General features: G+C 72.4%; 14 protein-coding genes and 1 pseudogene. 4 read left to right on the top strand and 11 right to left on the bottom strand.

The window, feature by feature from the left end:
- A pseudogene (locus tag ACFPIH_RS23095) lies at positions 1–113 on the top strand (carbohydrate ABC transporter permease); the annotation flags it as partial.
- A complete protein-coding gene (locus ACFPIH_RS23090; RefSeq protein ID WP_381163918.1) occupies positions 110–1,099 on the top strand; it encodes a zinc-dependent alcohol dehydrogenase family protein in 990 nt (329 codons plus the stop codon). The pseudogene ACFPIH_RS23095 and the gene ACFPIH_RS23090, both read left to right, overlap by 4 nt.
- A gap of 86 nt (positions 1,100–1,185) precedes the next feature.
- Here ACFPIH_RS23090 and ACFPIH_RS23085 read toward each other — a convergent pair whose 3' ends face one another.
- The 7 genes from ACFPIH_RS23085 to ACFPIH_RS23055 all read right to left on the bottom strand — a co-directional run bounded on the left by ACFPIH_RS23085 (position 1,186) and on the right by ACFPIH_RS23055 (position 11,711).
- Positions 1,186–1,515 carry a CU044_2847 family protein gene (locus ACFPIH_RS23085; RefSeq protein WP_381163921.1) on the bottom strand — a complete coding sequence of 110 codons (330 nt, stop codon included), beginning with the start codon at positions 1,513–1,515 and terminating at the stop codon, positions 1,186–1,188.
- A gap of 28 nt (positions 1,516–1,543) precedes the next feature.
- Positions 1,544–2,770: an extracellular solute-binding protein gene (locus ACFPIH_RS23080; protein ID WP_381163924.1), complete on the bottom strand. Its 1,227-nt coding sequence runs from the start codon at positions 2,768–2,770 to the stop codon at positions 1,544–1,546.
- On the bottom strand, positions 2,767–3,615 hold the full coding sequence (locus ACFPIH_RS23075; protein WP_381163927.1) for a hypothetical protein: 849 nt from the start codon (positions 3,613–3,615) through the stop codon (positions 2,767–2,769). Before ACFPIH_RS23075 ends, ACFPIH_RS23080 begins: the two co-directional genes overlap by 4 nt.
- Entirely contained in the window at positions 3,612–5,048 is a 1,437-nt protein-coding gene (locus tag ACFPIH_RS23070; protein ID WP_381163930.1) for a VWA domain-containing protein, read from the bottom strand. The genes ACFPIH_RS23075 and ACFPIH_RS23070 overlap by 4 nt, the downstream gene beginning before the upstream one ends.
- 93 nt (positions 5,049–5,141) lie before the next feature.
- Positions 5,142–7,322: a protein kinase domain-containing protein gene (locus ACFPIH_RS23065; RefSeq protein WP_381163933.1), complete on the bottom strand. Its 2,181-nt coding sequence runs from the start codon at positions 7,320–7,322 to the stop codon at positions 5,142–5,144.
- Between the two features lie 9 nt (positions 7,323–7,331).
- On the bottom strand, positions 7,332–9,038 hold the full coding sequence (locus ACFPIH_RS23060; protein WP_381163936.1) for a trypsin-like peptidase domain-containing protein: 1,707 nt from the start codon (positions 9,036–9,038) through the stop codon (positions 7,332–7,334).
- 66 nt (positions 9,039–9,104) lie between these two features.
- Entirely contained in the window at positions 9,105–11,711 is a 2,607-nt protein-coding gene (locus ACFPIH_RS23055) for a glycosyl hydrolase family 65 domain-containing protein (RefSeq protein WP_381163939.1), read from the bottom strand.
- A gap of 174 nt (positions 11,712–11,885) precedes the next feature.
- Between ACFPIH_RS23055 and ACFPIH_RS23050 the strand changes: the two genes are divergently transcribed.
- Both ACFPIH_RS23050 and ACFPIH_RS23045 read left to right on the top strand, forming a co-directional pair.
- Complete coding sequence (locus tag ACFPIH_RS23050) at positions 11,886–12,572, top strand: TetR/AcrR family transcriptional regulator C-terminal domain-containing protein (RefSeq protein WP_381163942.1); 687 nt, start codon at positions 11,886–11,888, stop codon at positions 12,570–12,572.
- A gap of 119 nt (positions 12,573–12,691) precedes the next feature.
- Positions 12,692–13,678, top strand: coding sequence for an NAD(P)-dependent alcohol dehydrogenase (locus ACFPIH_RS23045; protein WP_381163945.1), 987 nt, complete (start codon positions 12,692–12,694; stop codon positions 13,676–13,678).
- Positions 13,679–13,743: 65 nt separating this feature from the next.
- Here the strand turns inward: ACFPIH_RS23045 and ACFPIH_RS23040 are convergent, their stop codons facing one another.
- Genes ACFPIH_RS23040 through ACFPIH_RS23025 form a run of 4 tightly spaced genes read right to left on the bottom strand, consistent with a single transcriptional unit; the run spans position 13,744 to position 19,970 of the window.
- The gene (locus tag ACFPIH_RS23040) at positions 13,744–15,777 is read right to left on the bottom strand and encodes a trypsin-like serine peptidase (protein WP_381163948.1); all 2,034 of its coding nucleotides are present in this window, start codon (positions 15,775–15,777) and stop codon (positions 13,744–13,746) included.
- A 1-nt stretch (position 15,778) separates the two neighbouring features.
- Positions 15,779–17,632, bottom strand: coding sequence for a peroxidase family protein (locus ACFPIH_RS23035; protein WP_381163951.1), 1,854 nt, complete (start codon positions 17,630–17,632; stop codon positions 15,779–15,781).
- Positions 17,629–19,557 (bottom strand): GMC family oxidoreductase, encoded by a 1,929-nt coding sequence (locus tag ACFPIH_RS23030; RefSeq protein ID WP_381163954.1) that lies wholly within the window; start codon positions 19,555–19,557, stop codon positions 17,629–17,631. Before ACFPIH_RS23030 ends, ACFPIH_RS23035 begins: the two co-directional genes overlap by 4 nt.
- Positions 19,554–19,970, bottom strand: coding sequence for a hypothetical protein (locus tag ACFPIH_RS23025; protein ID WP_381163957.1), 417 nt, complete (start codon positions 19,968–19,970; stop codon positions 19,554–19,556). The genes ACFPIH_RS23030 and ACFPIH_RS23025 overlap by 4 nt, the downstream gene beginning before the upstream one ends.
- Positions 19,971–20,071 lie beyond the last annotated feature (101 nt).

The raw sequence follows: 20,071 nt of genomic DNA, 5'->3' as shown, positions 1-20,071 counted from the left end.
TCCTCGCCCGGCTCTGCGCCGCCGCCACCCTGGTGTCGCTGCCCGTCCTCATCGCCGGATTCGCCGCCCAGGACAAACTCGTCCGCGGCCTCTCCCTAGGAGCAGTCAAGTGAAAGCCGCCGTCATCGAAGCGCCCGGCAAGGTCACCGTCACCACGGTGCCCGACCCCACTCCCGGGCCTCGCCAGGTCGTGGTGGATGTGGCGGCCTGCGGGCTGTGCGGGACCGATCTGCACATCCTTCAGGGCGAGTTCGCGCCCAGCCTGCCGATCGTGCCGGGCCACGAGTTCGCCGGGGAGGTCGTCGGCCTCGGCAGCCAGGTCACCGAACTCGCGATCGGCGACCGGGTCGCCGTGGACCCCTCGCTGTACTGCAACGAGTGCCGATACTGCCGAGCCGGCCGCAACAACCTCTGCGACCGGTGGCAGGCGATCGGAGTGACCGTGGCCGGCGGCGCCGCCGAGTACGCCGTGGCGCCCGTCGCCAACTGCGTACGGCTGCCCGACCACGTGGACGTCCAGGACGCGGCGCTGATCGAGCCGCTGTCCTGCGCCGTACGCGGCTACGACGTGCTCAACAGCAGGATGGGCTCCCATGTGCTGATCTACGGCACCGGGACGATGGGCCTGATGATGCTGGAGCTGGCCAAGCGCACCGGTGCCTCCTCGGTGGACGTCGTCGACGTCAACCCGGAACGGCTGGCGACGGCCGAGAAGCTGGGCTGTTCCCAGTCGGCACTCTCGGCCGACGAGCTGGGGCGGCCTGGGGGCTGGGACGTGGTGGTCGACGCGACCGGCAACGCCGCCGCCATCCAGGACGGCCTGGACCGGGTCGCCAAGGCCGGGACCTATCTGCAGTTCGGGGTCTCCGACTACGCCACGACGGCCACCATCTCGCCGTACCGCATCTACAACCAGGAGATCACCATCACCGGCTCCATGGCGGTGCTGCACAGCTACGAGCGCGCGGCGGAGCTGTTCGCCGCGGGGGTGCTCGATCCCAAGGTCTTCATCAGTCACCGACTGCCGCTGACGGAGTACCCGCAGGCTCTGGACCAGTTCGCCGCCGGCCAGGGGCGCAAGATCGTCGTACTGCCCTGATCCCGCCCCGGAAGGTTTCCTCGTGACCCTCCCGCCCGTGTTGGCGGCGCAGCCGGTCAGCGGCTGCGCCGCCGCACGGCCCCTTTTTAGTTCGGTGGTGTCGGTTCTGTGCCGCTCCAGCGGAGTGTGACGTCGAGGTGGGTGCTGGCTCCGGCGCTCGTCAGGACCGCGCCGAGTCTGGCGTCCAGGACGACGCCGAAGGTGACCTCCACCTCGTCGGGCCGTTGGGCGACGTCGCGGAACTGGCCGATCACCTCGGAGGCGGCGGCGGTGATCGGCGTCAGTGCCTCGCGGAGGCTGCTTCCCGCGCTCTCCAGTCGGGTTCCCAGGCCCACCGCCCCGGTGCCGGTGCGGGCGGGTGGGGCTACGAGGACGACGGTGCCGTCGTCGAGGGTGAACTGGATGGCGTCCGGCATGAGGGCTCCTGGCTGGATCAGGGGTGGTTCAGGGAGTGCAGAGCGGGGTGGGGGGTGGCGGGGACTTGGGGTGCGCGTATCCGAGTTCCTTCTGGACCTCGTCGAGTGCCGTCAGTAGTGGGGTCAGGTCCTTGCCGTTCGTGTGGTCCAGGACCGCTCGGTAGAAGGCGGCGGACACGTCGGGATCCATCGCGTCGGCGGCGCTGAAGCAGAGCGTGTAACGGGGGGAGCGGAGCATCCCGGCTATCCGGCCCTGAGTGGTGTTGTCGTACTCCGTCACCCGGTTGTCGGCGGAGAGCGCGAAGCCGGGTTCGTTCACCCAGGCCTGCTGGGCCCGCGCCCCCGCCAGGTACTCGATGAACTCGTCGGCGCTCTTGTTCCCGGTGAACTTTCCGACGAAGTCCGCCGAGACCTCGAGGACTTCATGCGAGGACGGTACGACGTACGTGTACCCGTCGTCCCTCACCTGGGCCGACTCGAAGGACATCGCGGACAGGGCGCCGTGGCTCAGCGAACATCCCTTCTTGGTCATCTTCTCGGCGGCGGCGCGGAAGTTGAACGTGGCCGCACCCTTGCGGGCGCCTGCCACGAGGTCCCCCCACGCGGTCCACGCGTCCTTGACGGGCCCCTTGTCCCACTCCGCGTCCCCCGAGGCCCAGGCGGTGTACGGGCCGACGCCCTCGTCGGCGAGCAGGATGTCCGCTATCCAGTCGGCGCCGGGCCAGCCGGAGGTCGGACCGGACTCGAGGCCCAGGCACCAGCTGTCGGAACGGGACCGGAGAGCGGTCCAGTTCCCGGACGGCCGCGGGGTGACCCTGGCGTCGTACCAGATGAGGCTCTTGACATCGGCCTTGACCGGGACGGCGTAGACGTCCTCGCCGTTCATGCCGAGCCCGCGGAAGGGCTGCACGTATGCGTCCGTGTCGACGTCGTCGAGTTTCAGGAGGGCCCCTTCCTGCCGGTACTTGGCGATCGCTCCCACACTGGGCAGCACCGCCAGGTCGGGCTCCGCGTCCGCGGCCACCGCGGCGTCGAGCTGCTGGGTCAGGGCGCGGGTGACCTGCGGTTCGACGTCGATGCCGGCGTGGTCGCGCTCGAAGTCCCTGACGACCGCGTAGAACGCCTTGAACTCGGTGCCGGACCAGGGAACCATGATCGTCACCTTGTCCTTCCCGGGTTCGCCGCACGCGACCGGCGCCAGGAGCAGCCCGAGGACCAGGGCGCAGCGTACGAGGGGTGCCGTGAGTCTTCTCATGAGCGCGGGAACCTGTACTCGGCGAGGCGGGGACGGTAGGCCAGATACGCGAGCGCACCGGCGGCGGCGAGCACGGGCAGCGCGATCGCCGCGGAGAGCGGGTCGGTCGTGCACATGGTGACGCCGATCGACGCGGTGGCCAGCAGGGCCACGACGAGCGCCGGGCTGGGGTACCGCCGGAAGCGACGGGCGACGATGCCGCCGGTCGCACAGACCAGCAGCAGCATGACCGCCGCCGGTCCGATGAACAGGGGCCACAGGAGGCCGGGGTCGCGCCAGTCCGACCGGAGCTGGTCATGGCGCGCCGCGGCCTCCAGCATCTCGAGATCCCTGAGCGACTGCCTGAGGCCGCCCGTGAAGGGGACCGGGTCCCTGCCGTCGTACTCCCGGGCGTCGTCCAGCGCGTCGCCCGCCTTCGCCAGGGCCGGTGCCCCGTCGAGGACCGCCGTGTTGGCCATCTGCACACAGGTGGCCAACTGGCCCTGGACGAACTGGATGTGGCTCAGCCCCCGCTCCCCGGCCGCGTTGCCCTCCGTCGCCGAGGTGAGGTGGGAACTCACGCGGGCGGTGGCGTTGGCGAAGTCGGCGCCGGTGCCGATCAGGTCGAGCGCCCCGGTCCCGGAGACGGCGTCGAGCGCGTCGTCCGCCTTCCCGGCCTGGTCGTACGCCGCCCGGATGTGCTGGATGGCCTTCGTCGTGCGCTGAGCGGCGGTGATCTGCTCTCCGGCCCGGTTCGCCACCACCAGATACAGCAGCGCCGTCACCGCCACCATGCCCAGCACCCCCGCCCTGAGCCAGCGCAGCACCACGATCGGATGGGGCAGGCGAGGCCGTACGCCGGTCACAACGCGTCCACCGGTCCACCGGCCGCACCCGCGTCCCCGAACCGATGCCCGCACTCCTCGCAGAACTTGGCCGTGGGCGACGTCGACGTCGTACCGCACCGTGGGCACACGCGGGGCAGCCCAAAGGCGTGGGGCGGGAGGTCGTGCGGGTCGACCGGTCGTCTCGCGGTCTTGGTCGAGTCGACGCCGATCTCCAGGATCTGGCCCCGGGTGACGTCGTGCCGCACCCGCAGCCGGCCGTCGGGCCCGCCGGCCGCCACCGCGCGCAGCTTCTGCAGGCGTGTGGTGTCCCGGAGGGATTCCGCGAGGCCGATCGCGAGGCGCAGTTCGCGGTCCGCGCGGTCGGGGTCACCGCGCAGATGGGCGTCGGCGCAGGCGCGCATGGCCATGCCGAGTTCGCGTTCGTTCTCGACGCGGGTGAGGTCGGGGGAGCGGGCGATGCCGAAGCCGGGTGTCGAGCGGCGGCGTACGACCATGGCCGCGGTCTCGGAGCAGGGGCGGCGGGTGCCGTCGGAGAACTCGGCGTGCAGCGTGACGCGGGCGGCGCGCAGGGTCTCGTCGACGGTCAGGCTGCCCGGGTCGACACGGAGGGAGATCTGGTACTGGCGGGTCTCCGGGGGCCAGGAGCCCAGCGGGACGTGCGTCTCGCCGTCACGTTGTTGACGTGCCGTCAGTTCGGCCTCGACGGGGTGGGTCTGCCGGACGAACGCCAGCTGGAAACGGCTGTTGAGGCGCAGGCCCAGATAGACCCGGGGCACGACGATCCGCTGGGCCTCGCGCATCAGGCGGGTGAAGTCCTCCGTGAGGTCGGAGATGGTGACGACGGCCTCGGCGGTGCCGTGCAGGGCCTCGGTGACGCGCAGGAGTTCGGTGTAGCGCCAGTCGTCGCCCAGGCCCCTCGCGTCGCAGACGAACCGGTCGGTGCACGTCGTGAGGATCTCGCCGAGTTGTTCGGGTGTCTCGTGCTCGTCCTTGCCGTCCGTGTAGAGCACCGCGTGGCGCACTGTGCCGGGGGCTTCCACCGAGGCGAAGAGGCGGCGGGCGCGAGCCAGCCACTGGCCGATCGCCGTGCCGCCCTCCGCGAGCTGGCCGACCACCCGGAGCTTGGCGTCCTCCCGGGTCCGGGCGTCGACCCGGGCCAGGCCGCCGGTCGTCGGGAAGATCACGTCGGCCTTGTGGTTGCCCGCGACGATCCCCAGGAGGGTGCCGTCCCGCAGGGTGTCGACGGCCGCGCACATCGCGCGTTTCGCCTCGTCCAGCTTGTGGCCGGACATGGACAACGAGCGGTCCATGATGAGGATTTCGGCGCTCGGAGTCCGCACGGCCGAGTCCGCGGCGGAGCGTGCCGTGACGGTGATCAGGGCGTCCGCGCGTCCCTCGTCGTAGGGCAGATCCGAGGGCGCGTCCACTTCCAGGGCGAAGCTGAGCCCCAAGGGTGACCTGTCCCCCACCGGCACCACCCGATCGTGTCGCTGCGTGTTCCCCTACGGAGAGTGCTCGCTCGCTCGACGGAACGTGTGAGGAGCTTAGCGGGCCGGGCGTTGCTCCGAAACGGGAATGACCCGTTCTGCCACGCTTTCCCGGCGGCGGGACGGCCGTCTCCATCTCAGCGCCGGACGCAGCCGGTTGGCCAGGTCCACCAGTGCGACGTACTCGCGCTCGGTCGGCGCGTGCGGGCCGAGAGCGCGCACCGCGTCGGACAGCTTCAGCCGGTCGTGGGTGCGCAGGAACTCCGCGTACTGGATCTCGGCACGCAGTGCGGCGGCCGCCGCCTCGTCCACGTCGAGGCCGGGCAGGGCCGCCCTGGCCCGCGCCACGTCGTCCTCGGTCGGCGCCGGGTGGCCCGGCTCGGAGAGGACCATGACGCGCAGCCGTACGGCCGCCACTCGCGCCTCGCGCTCGTAGCGGAACTCCTTGGCCAGCTGTTCGGCGACGTCCACCGCCCTGGCGCGCTCGCCGGCCAGCAGCAGGACCCGCGCCAGGCCGAAGCCGGCCGCACCGAGCGCGGGGGTGGTGTCGAAGACCGTGCCGTAGTGCGACAGCGCGACCGCGCGGTCCCCGCGCAGCTCGGCGCACAGGCCGAGGGCGAGGTGCGGTATCAGCTCACCGGGAAGCGCCCTGCGCACCTGGGTGAGCACGGCGGCGGCCCGCTTCGGGGAGCCGTCGGCCAGCGCGATCAGGCCGCAGTACCAGTCGGGCAGCCAGTGCCAGTCGGGCAGACCCGCCGCCGCGAGCTGTCCTGCCGCCGACGCGGCGTCCTTTCTGCGCAGGGCGAGCCGGCTCTCGGCCAGCGCGCCGCCCGCCGAGCCCGTGACGCCCGGGTCGTCGGGGTCGGACAGGGGCGCCGGGAGGGCGGCCGCGACGTCGCCGGGCTGCGGTGAGGAGAACGGCGCGGGCATCCTCAGCAGCGCTTCCTCGTCCGGCTGCGCCTCGACCCAGTGGGCAAGGGGCCGGGCCGCGCCGAGGCCGCCGTGCAGCGGTTCGGGCACCGAGCCGAACAGGGCGGAGGGCCGGGCCACCTGACGACGCGTCGGCGGGGCCGCCACCACCTGCCGGATGACACCGCTGAGCTGCTCCGCGAACTGCCGTGCCGACACGAACCGCCACCACGGCCGCTCCGGGTCGGTGGCACGGTCCAGCAGCAGATGGAGCGAGTCGACGCCCGGTGCGGAGCGGTCCGTCCAGCGGGAGCGGCAGATCTCGCGCAGGGTCATGCCCAGTCCGTAGAGGTCGAAGCCGGGGGTGGGGCGCAGATGTTCCGGATCGGTCTCCGGCGGTGCGTACGCCCTTGTGTACGCCACGACCGGGCCGGTGTCCTTCGTGTGGCTGCGCACCGCGCCGAAGTCGATGAGCCGCACCCGGTCGAGTGCGCCCGCCGGGCCCTCCTCCCGGAAGCGGATGATGTTCAGCGGTTTGACGTCGCAGTGCAGCAGGCCCCGGGCGTGCAGGTAGTCGAGCGCCTGGAGGACGCGGACACCGTGCGCGAGGAGCGTTTCGAGGCGGTCGCCGTCGCGGGCCGAGAGCGGTTCGCCCGGCACGTATTCGAGGACGAGGTGCGGCCCTTCGTGCTCGTAGCCCAGGATGCGGACGATGCTGTCGTGCCGGAGCCCGACCAGGACGTCCCGTTCGTGCCGGGCGGTCTTGGCGACCGACTTGTTCAGGGCCTTGAGGACGACGTGGGTCGCGAGATTGCGGTCGTGGGCGAGGTAGGCGGCGCCGTACGCCCCCGAGCCGAGGACGCGTGCGACGTCATAGCGGCCGGCGATGGTGAGGCCGTCGGGCTGGGCGAAGTCGAAGTGGGTGCCGCAGTGCGGGCAGTAGCCGGCGGTGCGGCCCGGCTCGCCGTCGTGGCCGCGGCCGACCGGCTGCCCGCAGGACGGGGCGGCGCAGAAGCGGTGCGCCTCGGCGACCGGGTCCGACGAGCCCAGCGGTACGTCCGGGGCCTCCGGGGCCTGGTCGGAGTCGACCAGGCCGAGGCCGTACCAGGGGTCCGGGCGTACGTGCGCGACGCCGACGCCCGCCCCGCCCCGCGCCGGCCGTTGCTGCTCCGGCTCAGGTTCCGGTTCCGGTTCCGGTTCCGGGGCGCGGGCCGCCGACACGGTGACGTGTGCGACCGGCAGCGGCTGCCGGTCGCACACCTCGCAGAAGCCCTGTTCGTCGATCGCGCCGCGCCCGCAGCCGGGGCGGTTGCACATCTGACGGCTCATCCCCGCGTGTCACCTTTCCTCGAACCGTCGGTTGACCTCGTCGATGTAGTGCCTGACCAGCGTGCGGGCGGCCCCGAGGTCGATTGGCTCGGTCCCCAGCGCGCGGGCGGCCGGGGCGTGCCGCTCGGCGAGCCGCCGGTCCTCGACGCCGAAGTACCGCGCGGCCCGGACACGGTGCAGCTCCAGGCCGGCGGTGAGATCCTCGTGAGCGGCGATCAGCCGGCGCAGGTCGTGGTCGAACCGGGCCAGTGCGGCGCGTGCGTCGTCGGCCCGGTCGTGGATCGCGGCGAGTTCGGGGTTGGGTTCCGTCGCCCGGGCCACGGCCAGCCGGACCCGTAGCCGGGGCGCGGCCCGGGGCGGCAGCCGGGGCGCGGCGAAGAACCGTACGCCCCACTCCTGTTGCAGCGCGGACGCGGCGTCCTCCTCCGCCGCGAGCAGTCCGACGGCCCTGTGGACCTCGACGGCGGTCACGCCCCGGGCGGCCTCCCCGCTCAGCGGTTCGGGGTCGAGGGAGACGTCGTAGGCGAGGCCTGCCGGTGGCACGCCCTCGAAGCCGAGGACGAGACGGACGCCGCGCGACCGGGCGCGGGCGGCCAACTGCCCCAGCAGCTCCCGCACGAGGGCCTCCGGGTCCTGGGCCCGGTCGACGCCGCCCACCACCAGACAGGCGGGCGGCGTGCGGCGCAGCAGTTGCCGCCGCACCTCGTGGGTGTTCCCGCCGGGGAGTCCGAACCGGCCCGTGAGGTAGCCGCTGACGTCGGCGACCGACCTGCCGCGCGCGTCGTAGGCGGCGTCGATGGTGCCGAGCCCGAGGACGGTGTCCCCGGGGGCGCCGGTGAGCTCGGCGTCGGTGACGGTGGCCCGGGCCGCCGGATCGGCCGTCCGCACCAGACGGACGAGCCAGGAGTCGCCCACGGCGGTCGTGCCGCCGGTGCCGACGACGACGGTGCCGGACCAGCCGCTGTCGAGCAGCCGGGTGAGCTCCTGCGTCAGCGCGAGCCGCAGCGGGTCGCCCAGCACATCCCCGTCCCCGGGCAACTCGCCGTACGAGGGCCCCAGTTCGTCATTGCGGTCACCGCCGGTGAACTCCTCGATCCGGGGCAGATACGTCAGTATCGTCTCGGTCGGCAGCATCCAGGCCGCCTTCGCGTCGGCGCCCACGTACTCGGCCACCACGATGCCGATGACGCGGCCGTCGAACTCGCCGCCGACCGCCACCGCCCCGGCGCCCGAGTACCCCCGCTCGATCCACGGGTCGCCCTCGCGCATCCGCTTCAGCAGGCCCCACTCGCCCTGCCGGTGTCCGGATCCCGCCAGCCGCGCGTCCGCCCCCATGCCGAACGGTTCGTCGTGCGGAAAGCCGTACACCTGGACCGTGCCGCCGGAGATGGGTGCCTTCCACAGCGTGGTCCGGGTGCCGCAGCCGGCCGGCTCGTCGAGTTCGAGCAGCGCCACGTCGCCGCGCTGCGTGCCGTGGCCGTGCACCCATGTGCCGGGGGCCACGTGCGCGGTGCGGGTCCACTCCGGGCGGCACGCCACACTGCTGATCCGCACCCGGGACGTGGTCCCCCCGGGTGCCGCTCCGGCGTACCGGACCACATGGGCGCAGGTGAGCACATGCCGGTCGTCCAGCAGCACTCCGGCGCCACAGGGTGCGCCTTCCTCGTCGTCCACCCTCACGCGCCACGGACGGTCACTGTGGTGATGCAGCGCCATATGCCCAAGGTATGGCAACGAGCGCCACATTGACCCGGGTCGGCGAGACGGGGCCGGTCCCGGCCGTCACCTCCGTACGTCCAGTCCGGCCAGCGCCACCGCCTCACCGCGCACGCTCACCCGCACGTACCGGACCGCGCCGCCGTCCGCCCGGTGCCAGGTCCGGCCGTCCGCCGAGACCTCGACGGTGGACGACGCCGGCCGCTTCCGCCAGGCCGGCCGGACCGTGCCGACGCGCACCCGGCGTCCCAGGTCGACGGTGAGGGCGGCGCGCTCGGCGGCGGGGGACCAGGCGGTGGCCGGGCTGCCGTCCACGGCCGCCTCCGGGTACAGCCCCGGCTCGGCCGAGGTCGCCGTGGCCGGACGGCAGCGGGCCAGGTCGGGGGTGGGGGTGAGGTCGGGGCGGCGGGTCTTGAGGGTGACCGTCCCGGAGAGCGTGTAGCGGCCCTCGGGGGTGTCCAGGGGGATCGGGGCGCCCGAGCGCAGCCGGACCGTGGTGGTCTCGGGGCCGATCGCGATGTCGTACGTCCGCCCGCGCCACCGCAGCCCCGACAGGCGCACTCCGTCCGCGAGCTGGGGTGGGAGCGTCGGGTCGAGGCGCAGGGCGTCGGCGCGCAGCCGCAGACCCGTCAGGCCGTGGGTGAAGACCTGGAGGAAGCCGCCCTTGCCGGTGAGGAAGTCCTGGGCGGGGGAGCCCGCGAGGGGGTCGGCGGCGCCCGCCTTCTCGCCGCGCGACTCCGAGAACAGCGCGAACGGGCCCCGCGTGAAGGGCTGGTAGGCGCGCCGCAGGAAGGTGTACGCGCTGCAGCCCGGCTCGCCGATCGCGGCGGCGTCGATCGCGTGCACCGAGTCGGTCATGGCCGGACCGTCCGGATCGGTGCGCGCGGTGTAGTGGTCGAGTGTGGCCGCCGCGGCGCCGTCCGGCATGGGCCACTCCAGCGGGTAGACGAGCAGCACGGTGTCGGCCTGCTTGATCGGGGAGCCGTCGTAGCCGTCGTACTGGAGGAATACCTTGCGCCGGGCGTCGTACGGGATGCGCAGCCGTCCGGCGATGCGCCGCCAGTCGGCCGGTGCGGGGCGGCCCAGTACGCGGGCGGCGTCGGCGGCGGCGCGTAGCGCGGTGGCGGCGACGGCATTGGTGTAGGCGCCGTCGGTGACGCCGTTGCTGTACTCGTCGGGACCGGCCACCTCCTTGATGGAGTAGGAGCCGTCGGCGTTCGCGGTGACCCGCGAAGTCCAGTACCGGGCAAGCCCGTCGAGCAGCGGCAGGCCCCGCTCCCGCAGCCATGTCCGGTCACCGGTGGACAGGTAGTACTGCCAGGCGGCGAGCGCGATGTCGCCCTGGAGGTGGTTCTGGGTGACGCAGTGCGGCGGCCGCCAGCTCTGGCACTCGCTCCACAGCCGGCCGCGGCTCGCGCTCGTCCAGGGGTAGAACAGCCCCTTCACGGCGGTCTTCGCGGCGTTCTCGGCGGCGGCCCGGCGGGTGCGGTGCCGGTACTCAAGGACCGGGCGGGCCAGTTCGGGGCGGGTGGCGAGCAGCGCCGGGAACATCCAGGTCTCCGCGTCCCAGAAGATCATGCCCGCGTAGTTGTCGCTGGTCAGCCCGGTCGGGGCGATGCTGTCCCGGGCGCCCGCACGCAGCGACGACAGCAGACCGTACTGCGCCGAGCGCACCCAGAGCTGCAGGTCGCGGTGGCCGGGCACCTCGATGTCGGCCTCCCACAGGGCACGCCAGGCGTGCTGGTGCGAGCGGAGCAGCGCCGCCCATCCGCGCCGGGCGGCCCGGAGTGCGGCGGCGCGGGCGGCGGTGCGGGGGTCGCGGGAGGTGAGGGCGGTGTCGACGCCGACGTACTTCGTGGCGGTGTAGGTACGCCCGGAGCGCACGGGCACGCTGACGGCCTGACGGACACTCAGATCACCTTCCGTACGGCCGTGTTGCGGGTGATGTCCGTCCGGCGCCTCGAACGTGGACGCGACCGCGCCGTCGGTCCCGGTGCCGTCGGTCCGGAACGCCACGCCGATCGTCCGCGCCCCGACGGAGCCCGCGGCGGTCTGCGCGACACGGCGGGCGCCGCGGCCGTCGATGCGGTCGGTGAGGGTGAGCCTGCCGTTCCAGTGCGGGGTGACGCGCAGCCGTACGGCTCCGGTGTGCGGGTCGTCCCGGGAGGTGAGGACGTCGTACGTGAGGTCCGTGCGGCGGCCGTCGGAGCCGGTCCAGGTGAGGCTGGTACGGAGGTGGCCGCAGCGCAGGGAGAGCGTCTGCCGGTACCGGCCGACCCGGCTGCGGGCGCCGTAGGTCTCGCCGCCGGCCGTCACCTCGAGCCCGGTCCAGCTGGGGAGTGCGGCGAGGGCGTCGCGCCCTGCGGTGTTCCCGGGACCGCGGGCGTAGAGCCCGGAGACGAAGGCGCCGTCGTAGCGCGGGGTGTACAGCGGCCAGCCGGTCTTCTCCCCGGTGGCCGCGTATCCGGTGCCGGTGGGCGGGACCCGGGTGGCGAGGTAGCCGTTGCCGACGTACGGGTGGTGGGGGTCCTTGGCGTCGATCCGGGTGGCGGTCGGGGCCCACCCCGGTGCCGTGCATCCGTCGCCGGGGGAGCGGGGCGCGGAGTGGGCCGGGGGGAGGGGCAGGAGCAGGGCGGAGACCAGGAAGGGGGCGATGAGGTGGGGGCGCTTCACGGGTCGACGATGCAGGGAGGAAGGGGGTGAAGAGGGAAGGAACACAGGGAATTACCACGTACGGGGCGTGAACGGGCTGTCCCGCTGCGGTCGGCCGGACGTTGTACCTTCGTCGAGGGGGAGGACGGTCGGCTCCGGGCCTTGCCCGTACGAGAGGGGATTGTGGAGACATCCATGCAGGCCGGCTCCGCCGCGCAGCCTCGCGCGCCCTTGAGCAGGGGGCGGGTTCTGGGCGCCGCCGTCGCGCTGGCCGACGAAGGCGGGGTCGAGGCGCTGAGCATGCGCAAGATCGCGCAGGCGCTCGGCGTCGTGCCCATGGCGCTGTACAAGCACGTGGCCAACAAGAACGAGTTGCTGGACGGCATGATCGACGTCCTCGTCGGTGAGATCGACCCGCCGGCCGGCGGCACCGACTGGAAGACCGTCGTGCGCGGGCGGGTGCTGTCGGCCCGCCGCATGCTGCTGCGCCACCCGTGGGCGCCCGAGGTCATCGAGTCGCGGATGAAGGCACGGGTCACCCCGACGCCCGCGGTCATGGAGTACCTGGACTCGATGATCGGGATCTTCCGGGCCGGGGGGTTCTCGATCGACCTGGTCCATCATGCGATGCACGTCATGGGCAGCCGTCTGCTGGGCTTCTCCCAGGAACTGTTCGAGGACGCCTCCGACCGTGCGCCGGATCCGGACGCGATGCCGCCCGAGGAGATGGCCGTGCGCTACCCCCACATCACCGCACTGGCCATGGCGGTCGCCCACGACCCGGATTCCGTCGTCGGCTCGGGCTGCGACGACCAGCTCGAGTTCGAGTTCGCTCTGGACCTGACGCTGGACGGCCTCGACCGGCTGCTGCGCGCGGCCTGACCCACCCACGAAGGCCTCCGGCGGCACCCCTTGACGGGTGTACGGCGTACACCTACCTTGCCCTCAGTGAGGTGTACGCCGTACACCTCGAATCGTCACGAGGTGACGGGGGAGACCCGATGAAGGCGATCGTCCAGGAGCGGTTCGGCCCGCCGGAGGTCCTGCGGCTTGCGGACACCGAGCGGCCCGAGGCCGGGGCCGGTCAGGTGCTGGTACGGGTGCGGGCCGCCGCGCTCAACCCCTACGACTGGCACATGCTGCGCGGCGACCCGTTCGTGGCGCGGCTGGCAGGCGTGGGGCTGACCCGGCCGAAGTCCCGGGTGGCCGGGATCGACGCGGCCGGGCAGGTGGCGGCGGTCGGCGCCGGCGTACGAGGGCTCAAGGCTGGTGACGAGGTACTGGGCTTCTGCCCGGGCTCCTTCGCCGAGTACGCGCGCACCACCGCGGACCTGCTGGTGCCCAAGCCCGCGAGCCTGACGTTCGAGCAGGCCGCGGCGGTACCGGTGGGTGCGGTGACCGCCCTGCGCGGCATCCGGACCGTGGGACGGACACAGGCCGGGCAACGTGTGCTGGTCAACGGGGCGGGCGGGGGCGTGGGCACCTTCGCCGTACAGATCGCCGCGGCCCTGGACGCGGAGGTCACCGGCGTCTGCAGCGCCGACAACGCCGACCTGGTGCGCTCACTGGGCGCCGCGCATGTCGTCGACTACACCCGGGAGGACTTCACCGACCGGCGCGCGCACTACGACGTGATCCTGGACAACGTGGGCAACCGCCCGCTGAGCCGGCTGCGCCGGGCGCTCACCCCGACGGGGACCCTGGTGGCCAACGGCGGCGGCTCGCCCGGCCGGGTGTTCGGGGCGATGGGCTCCCTGCTGCAACTGGGCGCGGTCAACGCGTTCGTCCGGCAGCGGCTCCGCCCGATCCTCCCGTCGCCCCCGGCCGGGCCGACCCAGGAGGACCTGCTCGCCGTCACCGCGCTCATCGAGGCCGGCCGGCTCATCCCGGTCGTCGACCGGACCTACCCCCTGGCCGACACGGCCGAGGGCGTGCGCCATGTGGAGCGGGGACATGCCCGCGGCAAGGCTGTGGTCGTCATGCCGTGAGGGTGATCAGCCGATCCGGCGGGCCGGCCCCGTCACGACGGGACCGGCCCTGGTGCGTGTCGGGTTCAGTCGGTGAGGTGGCTGCCGATCGAGCCGGCGACCTTGGCGTGGGAGAGGTACTCGACGATGCTGTGCGCCCGGTCGCGGGCGTTGACGACGGCGAGGTCGGACAGTCCGTCCGCCCAGTCGTCGCCCAGCGGGCATCCGATGGCCACCCCGTCGGTCGGGCACCAGACGTTGAGCCAGTCCGCCACGATGTTCGGCCGCTTCGGCCCGCCGACGAGCAGCCTGCTGTACACGCTGTCCAGGCCGAGCGGACTGCCCGCCGTGGTCAGATGGACGAGGTCCACCCCGTGCGGCAGCCGGGTGGTGAGATCCAGGCCGACGACCGTGCCGAGGCTGTGGCTGACGAGCACCACTTCCCCCGCGTCCGGCATCGTCTCGAGCACGCAGTCCAGGACCTCGTCCCGGATACGCCGGTCGTCGAGGTACGCGGCGACGTCACGGAAGACGAGCGCGATGGCCCAGGCGTCGAGGTCGCTCCTGGCGGCCAGCCAGCTCAGCCGCTTCCCCAGGGACCCGACCACGTCACCCAGGCCGATCCGTTCGGTGGCCAGCTGGCTCTCGTGCGGCATGTCCCACTTCGTGGCCGCCTCGCCGATGATCTCCTCGTACACCGCGCGGGCGGTGGGGGTGGTGGGTGCGACCGCCTCCGCCGCCCTGGCGGCCGGCGCCTCGGTGAGGTGGGGGACGGCCTCGTGCGCGGTCAGGGCCTGCACCAGCCGGTCTCCGTAGTAGGGGAACCAGACGTCCGCCGGGTCGACCGGAGCGAGCCCGGCGCGGACGAGCCCCTGGTTGAGTCCGGCCGCCCATTCGCGACGCAGGTTCTCGGGCTCCTTGCCTTCCTGCGAGCGACCGTGCAGGAAGACCAGGTGCCGTCTGCCGCCGAACGCGCCGTCCCGGGCGCGCAGGCCCACCCGCGCGGTGACCTTTTCGACGGCCGGGGGCGCCGCCGCGACGGCGGGAGCCGGAGCCGCCACCGGAACCTCGGCGGCCGCCGCGACGCCCAGCGCCGACTCCGGGCCCATCTCGGCCAGCAGCGCCTGCTGCCGGGAGGACAGGGGCAGGGCGGCGAGGTGCTTCAGGATGGAGCTGATGCGGACGCCCTCGTTGGACACCCAGTCGATGGCGTCGTCGCCGTCACCGGGCTGCCAGACCTGTCCGTCACCGCGCAGGACGCGGCCCTGTTCGTCGGTCCTGGGCACCCCGCTGTGGTGGAGCGCGACGACCTCCCACTGGTCGTTGAAGACGGGAGAGCCCGAGTTCCCCGGCTCGGTGTCCGTCTTGTAGTGGAGGAAGTCGTCGAGGCGCACCTGGAGCATGTTGTCGCGTACGGCGATCTCCTTCAGACGCCCCATCGGATGCCCGATGACGTTGACCGGCTCGCCGATGACCAGCTTTCCCTTCTGGGCGCTGAGCCGGTTCCAGCCGAACGTCTCGCCCGGGGGCCGCTGGTCCGGGCCGGGGGCGACCCGCACCAGGGCGAAGTCGAGGCGTTGGTCCGCCGCGAAGAACCCGTCCGGGTCGAGCTCAAGCCGCGTCGGCGGCTGGGCCGTGTTGTCGACGGTGACCTGGGCGTCGAACTCCACGAAGCTCTGCCGGGCGGCCTCGGCGTCGGGGAGCACGTGATGGTTGGTCAGCAGCAGGCTCGGCGAGACCAGGAAGCCGGTGCCGACGGGCAGCTCACGGCCGTTCTCCCGCACCGAGATCCGGGCGACGGTGCGGGCCGCCCGGGCGCCGCGCGGCAGGAAGCTCCATGCCTGAAGGTCCCTGGACACCCCGAGGATGCGTTCGTACGCGGCGGTCGCCTCCATCGGTTCCGCCCGGACCGCCTCCACCGCCATGGCGGCGGGCACCGCCTGCCGGTCGAGCAGCCGGGCCGCGCGCGCCGCGAGCGCCTCCTCCGAGTCCGGGAAGGCGACCCCGGCGTCCTGCCGCCGCTCGACGGCCCGCCGCTCGTCGCCGGTCTCTCCGTACCGTGCGGCGGCCGCCGCGACCTGGCGCTCCCGTTCGTCCTGGGACCTGTCCGTGGCTGCCATGTCAGGTCACCGTCCTTCCGGCTGTGTTCCACGGCACGAAGGCGTTCGTCAGCCCCGTGAGAGCCGTACGCAGCTCCGGGTGGTGGCGCAGCAGCACCGTGATCATGGAGTTGTCGTCGATCCAGGCCATACCGGCCTTGGAGTACACCTCGGGGGTGTAGTACTCGGTGAAGAAGCGGTCGCTGTTCAGCCGGCGTGAGGCCATCAGGATGAAGATGCGGAACGCCGTGTCGCTGAAGGCGAATCCGGCCGGCAGCTTCTCCGCGTACAGGCCGACCATGAGGTCGACCTTCTCGATGTCGCCGTCGTAGAGCCACTGGATCTCCTCGGCCAACGCCCGGTTCTCCGTCAGCTCCAGGAAGTTCGCCGCGGGCTTCAGCCGCAGCAGCCGCCGGAACTCGTTGTAGCGGGGGACGCCCAGCTCCCGGGAGCGCAGGATGTCGGTGGCGGCGAGGTCCTGCAGCTGCCCGTCCGGGCGCTCGAACTCCTGAAGGAACCTGGGGAAGTTGTGCAGGGTGACCAGCCCGGGGTGGAGCGTGCCGAAGCTGTAGAGCAGATCGGTCATCTCGGTGGTCTCCAGGACCTTCAGCGCCCCGGGGCCCGAGATGTCGCGGAGGGTGCAGTGACGCAGGCTCGTGTCGTCGTCGGCGGAGCGCAGATGCCACTCGTCGCGGATGAGCGGATGCATGCGGTAGACGGCCACGAACTCCTCGGTGAGGGAGTACGGGACGCCGTAGTGGTCCGTTTCGGCGCCGGGGATGCCGCTGAGGACCTCGCTGTCGCTGATCCGGCCGAAGAGGTTGTGGACGCGCTCGCCCGCGACGCCCCACCAGTTGGCGCGCAGCGCCTTGACGGTGGTGGGGTGGCTGATCACGGCCGGTGTCCACTCCACGGTGTGGATCTTGGCGAGGAGCGCGGCGTTGACGAGCCGGGCGCGCTGGAAGAGCTCCTCGTCGTTCCAGGACGGGTACGCGCCGTGCAGGTGGTCGCAGATCGCGTTGTGCTCACGGGCGAACAGGTCGTGCATCATGGCGAGGCCCAGCCAGAAGCCGGGGATCTGCGAGGGGTCCCGTGAGGGGTCCGAGGGGATCGGGGACTGCTCGTCGTCCCACAGGTGCAGCTTGCCCAGCTCACCGGCGCGCATCAGGCGCTGCTCGGACTCGTTCGTCCCGTAGATCTGCGACGCGTCCCACCAGTGGGAGGACACGTTGACGCGGGTGTCGGGCGTCCCGGCGGGAGCCTGTGGGTCGCGGGTCGGGTCGTCCGGTGTCCGCATGATCCGCATGGGGTGTTCCGGCCACGGGTCGTCGTCCATCAGGGGTACTTCCCAGGGCTGTTCCGTGGGGCTGGTCCCGTGGCTGAACCAGTCGCGGACCATGAACTGAAGCCAGGCCGCGACCAGGGAGTTGACCGATTCGGCGGGGACGAGTTCGTCGCGGGTGAGCACGGCGCGGCTGACCTCGCGCGGGTTCGGCGTGGACAGGACGTCCTCGGGTGTGGCCGGTGCGATCCTGTCCAGCGGGATGTTCCGGCCGAAGCGGGTGCCCGCCATGCCCATGCGAGGCTCGTCGAGGTCGTTGTGGCTGCCGTCGGCGGTCCGGTTGACCTTGTGCTTCTCGGAGGGGGGCGCGGGATCGGGCAGATTGACCGAGGGCAGCCGGCCGGTGTCGTGGAGGTTCTTCTGCCGGAGCTTGACGCGCAGTCCGAGGAGCGTCAGCAGGCCGGGCAGGACGGGCAATTTGTCCCAGCCGACGCGCCGGTCCACCGCTTCGGCGCCGGCGGTGACGATCCGCCAGAACAGCGACGTACGGTATCCGGCCGCGGAACGTCGTGATTCGCGTCGTTGTTTCCTCATCGCGGTCCTCCTTGGGTGGTTGCGAGGATCACGTCGCTCGCCTTCTCGCTGATCATGTAGATGGGGGCGGCGACGAAGAATCCGGGAATGCGGGGGAAGACCGAGGCGTCGACGATCCGCAGGCGGTCCACGCCGCGCACCCGGAACTCGCTGTCGACGACGGCAGCGGGGTCGTCCGGCCGTCCCATCCGGCAGGTGCAGGACGCGTGGTGGCCCCAGGCCTCGTCCTGCACGAAACGCCGGACGTCGTCGCGGCCGACGATCTCCTTGCCCGGCCACAGCTCCTCCCGGATCACGGAGCCGGCCCGGCGGTTCATCCCGCGCACGAACTCGACGGCACCGGCCATGGCTTCGAGATCGGAGCCGTCCTTGTCCGTGCCCTCCCCGAAGTAGTGGAAGTTCACCAGCGGGGTGTCACGGGGGTCGGTGGAGCGCAGCCGCACCCGGCCCCCGGTGTTGTGGGTGCGGCTCTTGAGGATCGCCCAGGTGAAGCGGTCCTGATGGCGTGTCAGGTCGAGCGAGTAACCGGGGTAGTAGCCGCGGAAGTCGAAGGGGCCGCCGAAGATGAACAGATCGGGTGCGTCCAGCTCCGGACGGGACTTGCGGGTGAGGCCGAGGACGGCGCCGTTGGTCGTGTACAGGCCTTCGCCGCGCCGCCAGGCCTGGTAGCAGCGGTCCGGTTCCGTCCCGGTCCGCGGCGCGTGGAAGTCGCAGTCCTTCAGGACCGGGAACTCGCGGTCCATCCGGCTGACCACGCCGACCTCGTACCGGTCCTGCAGATTCGCGCCCACGCCCTGGAGGTCTACCCGTACGGGGATGCCGTGCCGCTGCAGCTCCTCACGCGGTCCGATGCCCGAAAGCATCAGCAGCTGGGGCGTGTTGAAGGCGCCCGCGGCCAGGATCACCTCACGGGAGACCAGCACCCTGCGCAGGGCCGGCGGCCCGGTGTCCGGCCGGCTCGCGGGGTCGGCCCGGTAGGCGTGCGCCCCTTCCAGGTATTCGACGCCGGTCGCGGCTCCGTCGGCGTCCAGCACGACCCGGGTCGCCAGCGCGTGCGTACGGACCACCAGACTGCCCGGATGGCTTCGCTGTACGGCCCGCACCCGCTCGCGTACGGCGCTGCGCTGTCCGTTCGCCGTGGAGAGGGGGATCTGCCACAGCCCCTGCAGGGCACGCGTCTGCGCCCGCCAGTCGTTGGGGTCGACGAAGGAGCCCAGCCCCTCCAGCGGGGACAGCGGCCGGTCCAGGAAGTCGGCCAGCGCGTCCTCCGCGGCCGAGAGGATCACCTTCAGCAACTGCTTGTCCTGGACGGCCAGTTCGGGGTCGGCGAGGGCGGTCGGCAGCCAGCCGTCGAATCCGTGGCGTGCGTCGTTGCGGTACCGGGCGCCCGCGAAGGGCAGCACCTTCAGCAGGGTGCCGAAGAGCGCGGCCAGCAGCGGGTTGGCGGGCGGATCCTTGGGCCTGGGCCGGTAGGTGCAGCGTTCCAGCCGCTCGAAGTACCGGCGCATGGCGGTGCTGTGCCACGTCGCGTCGCCGGTCTCCTCCGCGATCGCGTCCCAGTCGCGGTTGTACGGATAGACGGTGATCAGCGCGTGGTGCGCGGTACAGCCGCCGACCGTCCCGGCACGCGGGTAGAGGACGCCCCGGTCCGGGACGAGTTTGCTGTCGCGCTGCTGCTGCCGCTCGTCGGCGTAGTGCCGTACGAAGTAGTTCCAGCACTGGACGGGGTCCTCGGAGGCGTCCGCGTGGAAGGCCGGCACCAGGTAGTTGTCGTTCTCCGTGGCGCCTCCCGCGTCGAGCAGCAGGGTGCGCATGCCCGCGGCGGCGAGGTTGGCCGCCAGCGGTCCGCCTCCCGCCCCGGCGCCGACGACGACGTAGTCGAAGCCCGTCTCGGCAGGGGGGACGGCACCGGGCTCGTCCGTCACTTCCGCTTCCCCTTCCCTTTCCCCTTCGCCGAGTTGGCGAGCGAGGTGGCGGCCAGGACCGTGTTGGCGGCCGAGATGAGCGTGGTCAGCGCCGCGGTTCGCGGGGGAAGCCGGCCGCTCAGGCCCAGCGTGGCCGCCGTCGCGGTGTCACTGCCGTGGATCAGGACGCCGTCGCGCAGGTCCGCCCGCAACCGCTCGTCGCGGTTGGTCAGCAGATCGAGGCCGAGCAGGATCGTACGGATCCCGAAGAGCCGGAAGGCGTACACGGCCGCCGGGCTGGGCGGCCGGCGATCGGGGTCGAGGCGCCGGATGAGCAGGTCGGGTGCGAGCAGTCCGGCGGCCCCGTTGAAGAGCCGGATGCCGGCGAGTGCGTAGACCGAGGCAGCGCGGGGGCCGGCTTTCTGGGAGGCCATCATGTCTCCTGACGGTGCGGTGACTTGCGGTGACAGGAACTACCGCCGAACCCCCGAATGGGGAGAAAACACCACGAAAACACTCCTATTACCACATTATG

Source organism: Streptomyces vulcanius, from assembly GCF_042653945.1.
GTDB classification, from domain to species: domain Bacteria; phylum Actinomycetota; class Actinomycetes; order Streptomycetales; family Streptomycetaceae; genus Streptomyces; species Streptomyces mangrovi.
Note: the sequence above shows the minus strand (reverse complement) of the source record. Positions and strands in the feature narration are given on the sequence as shown.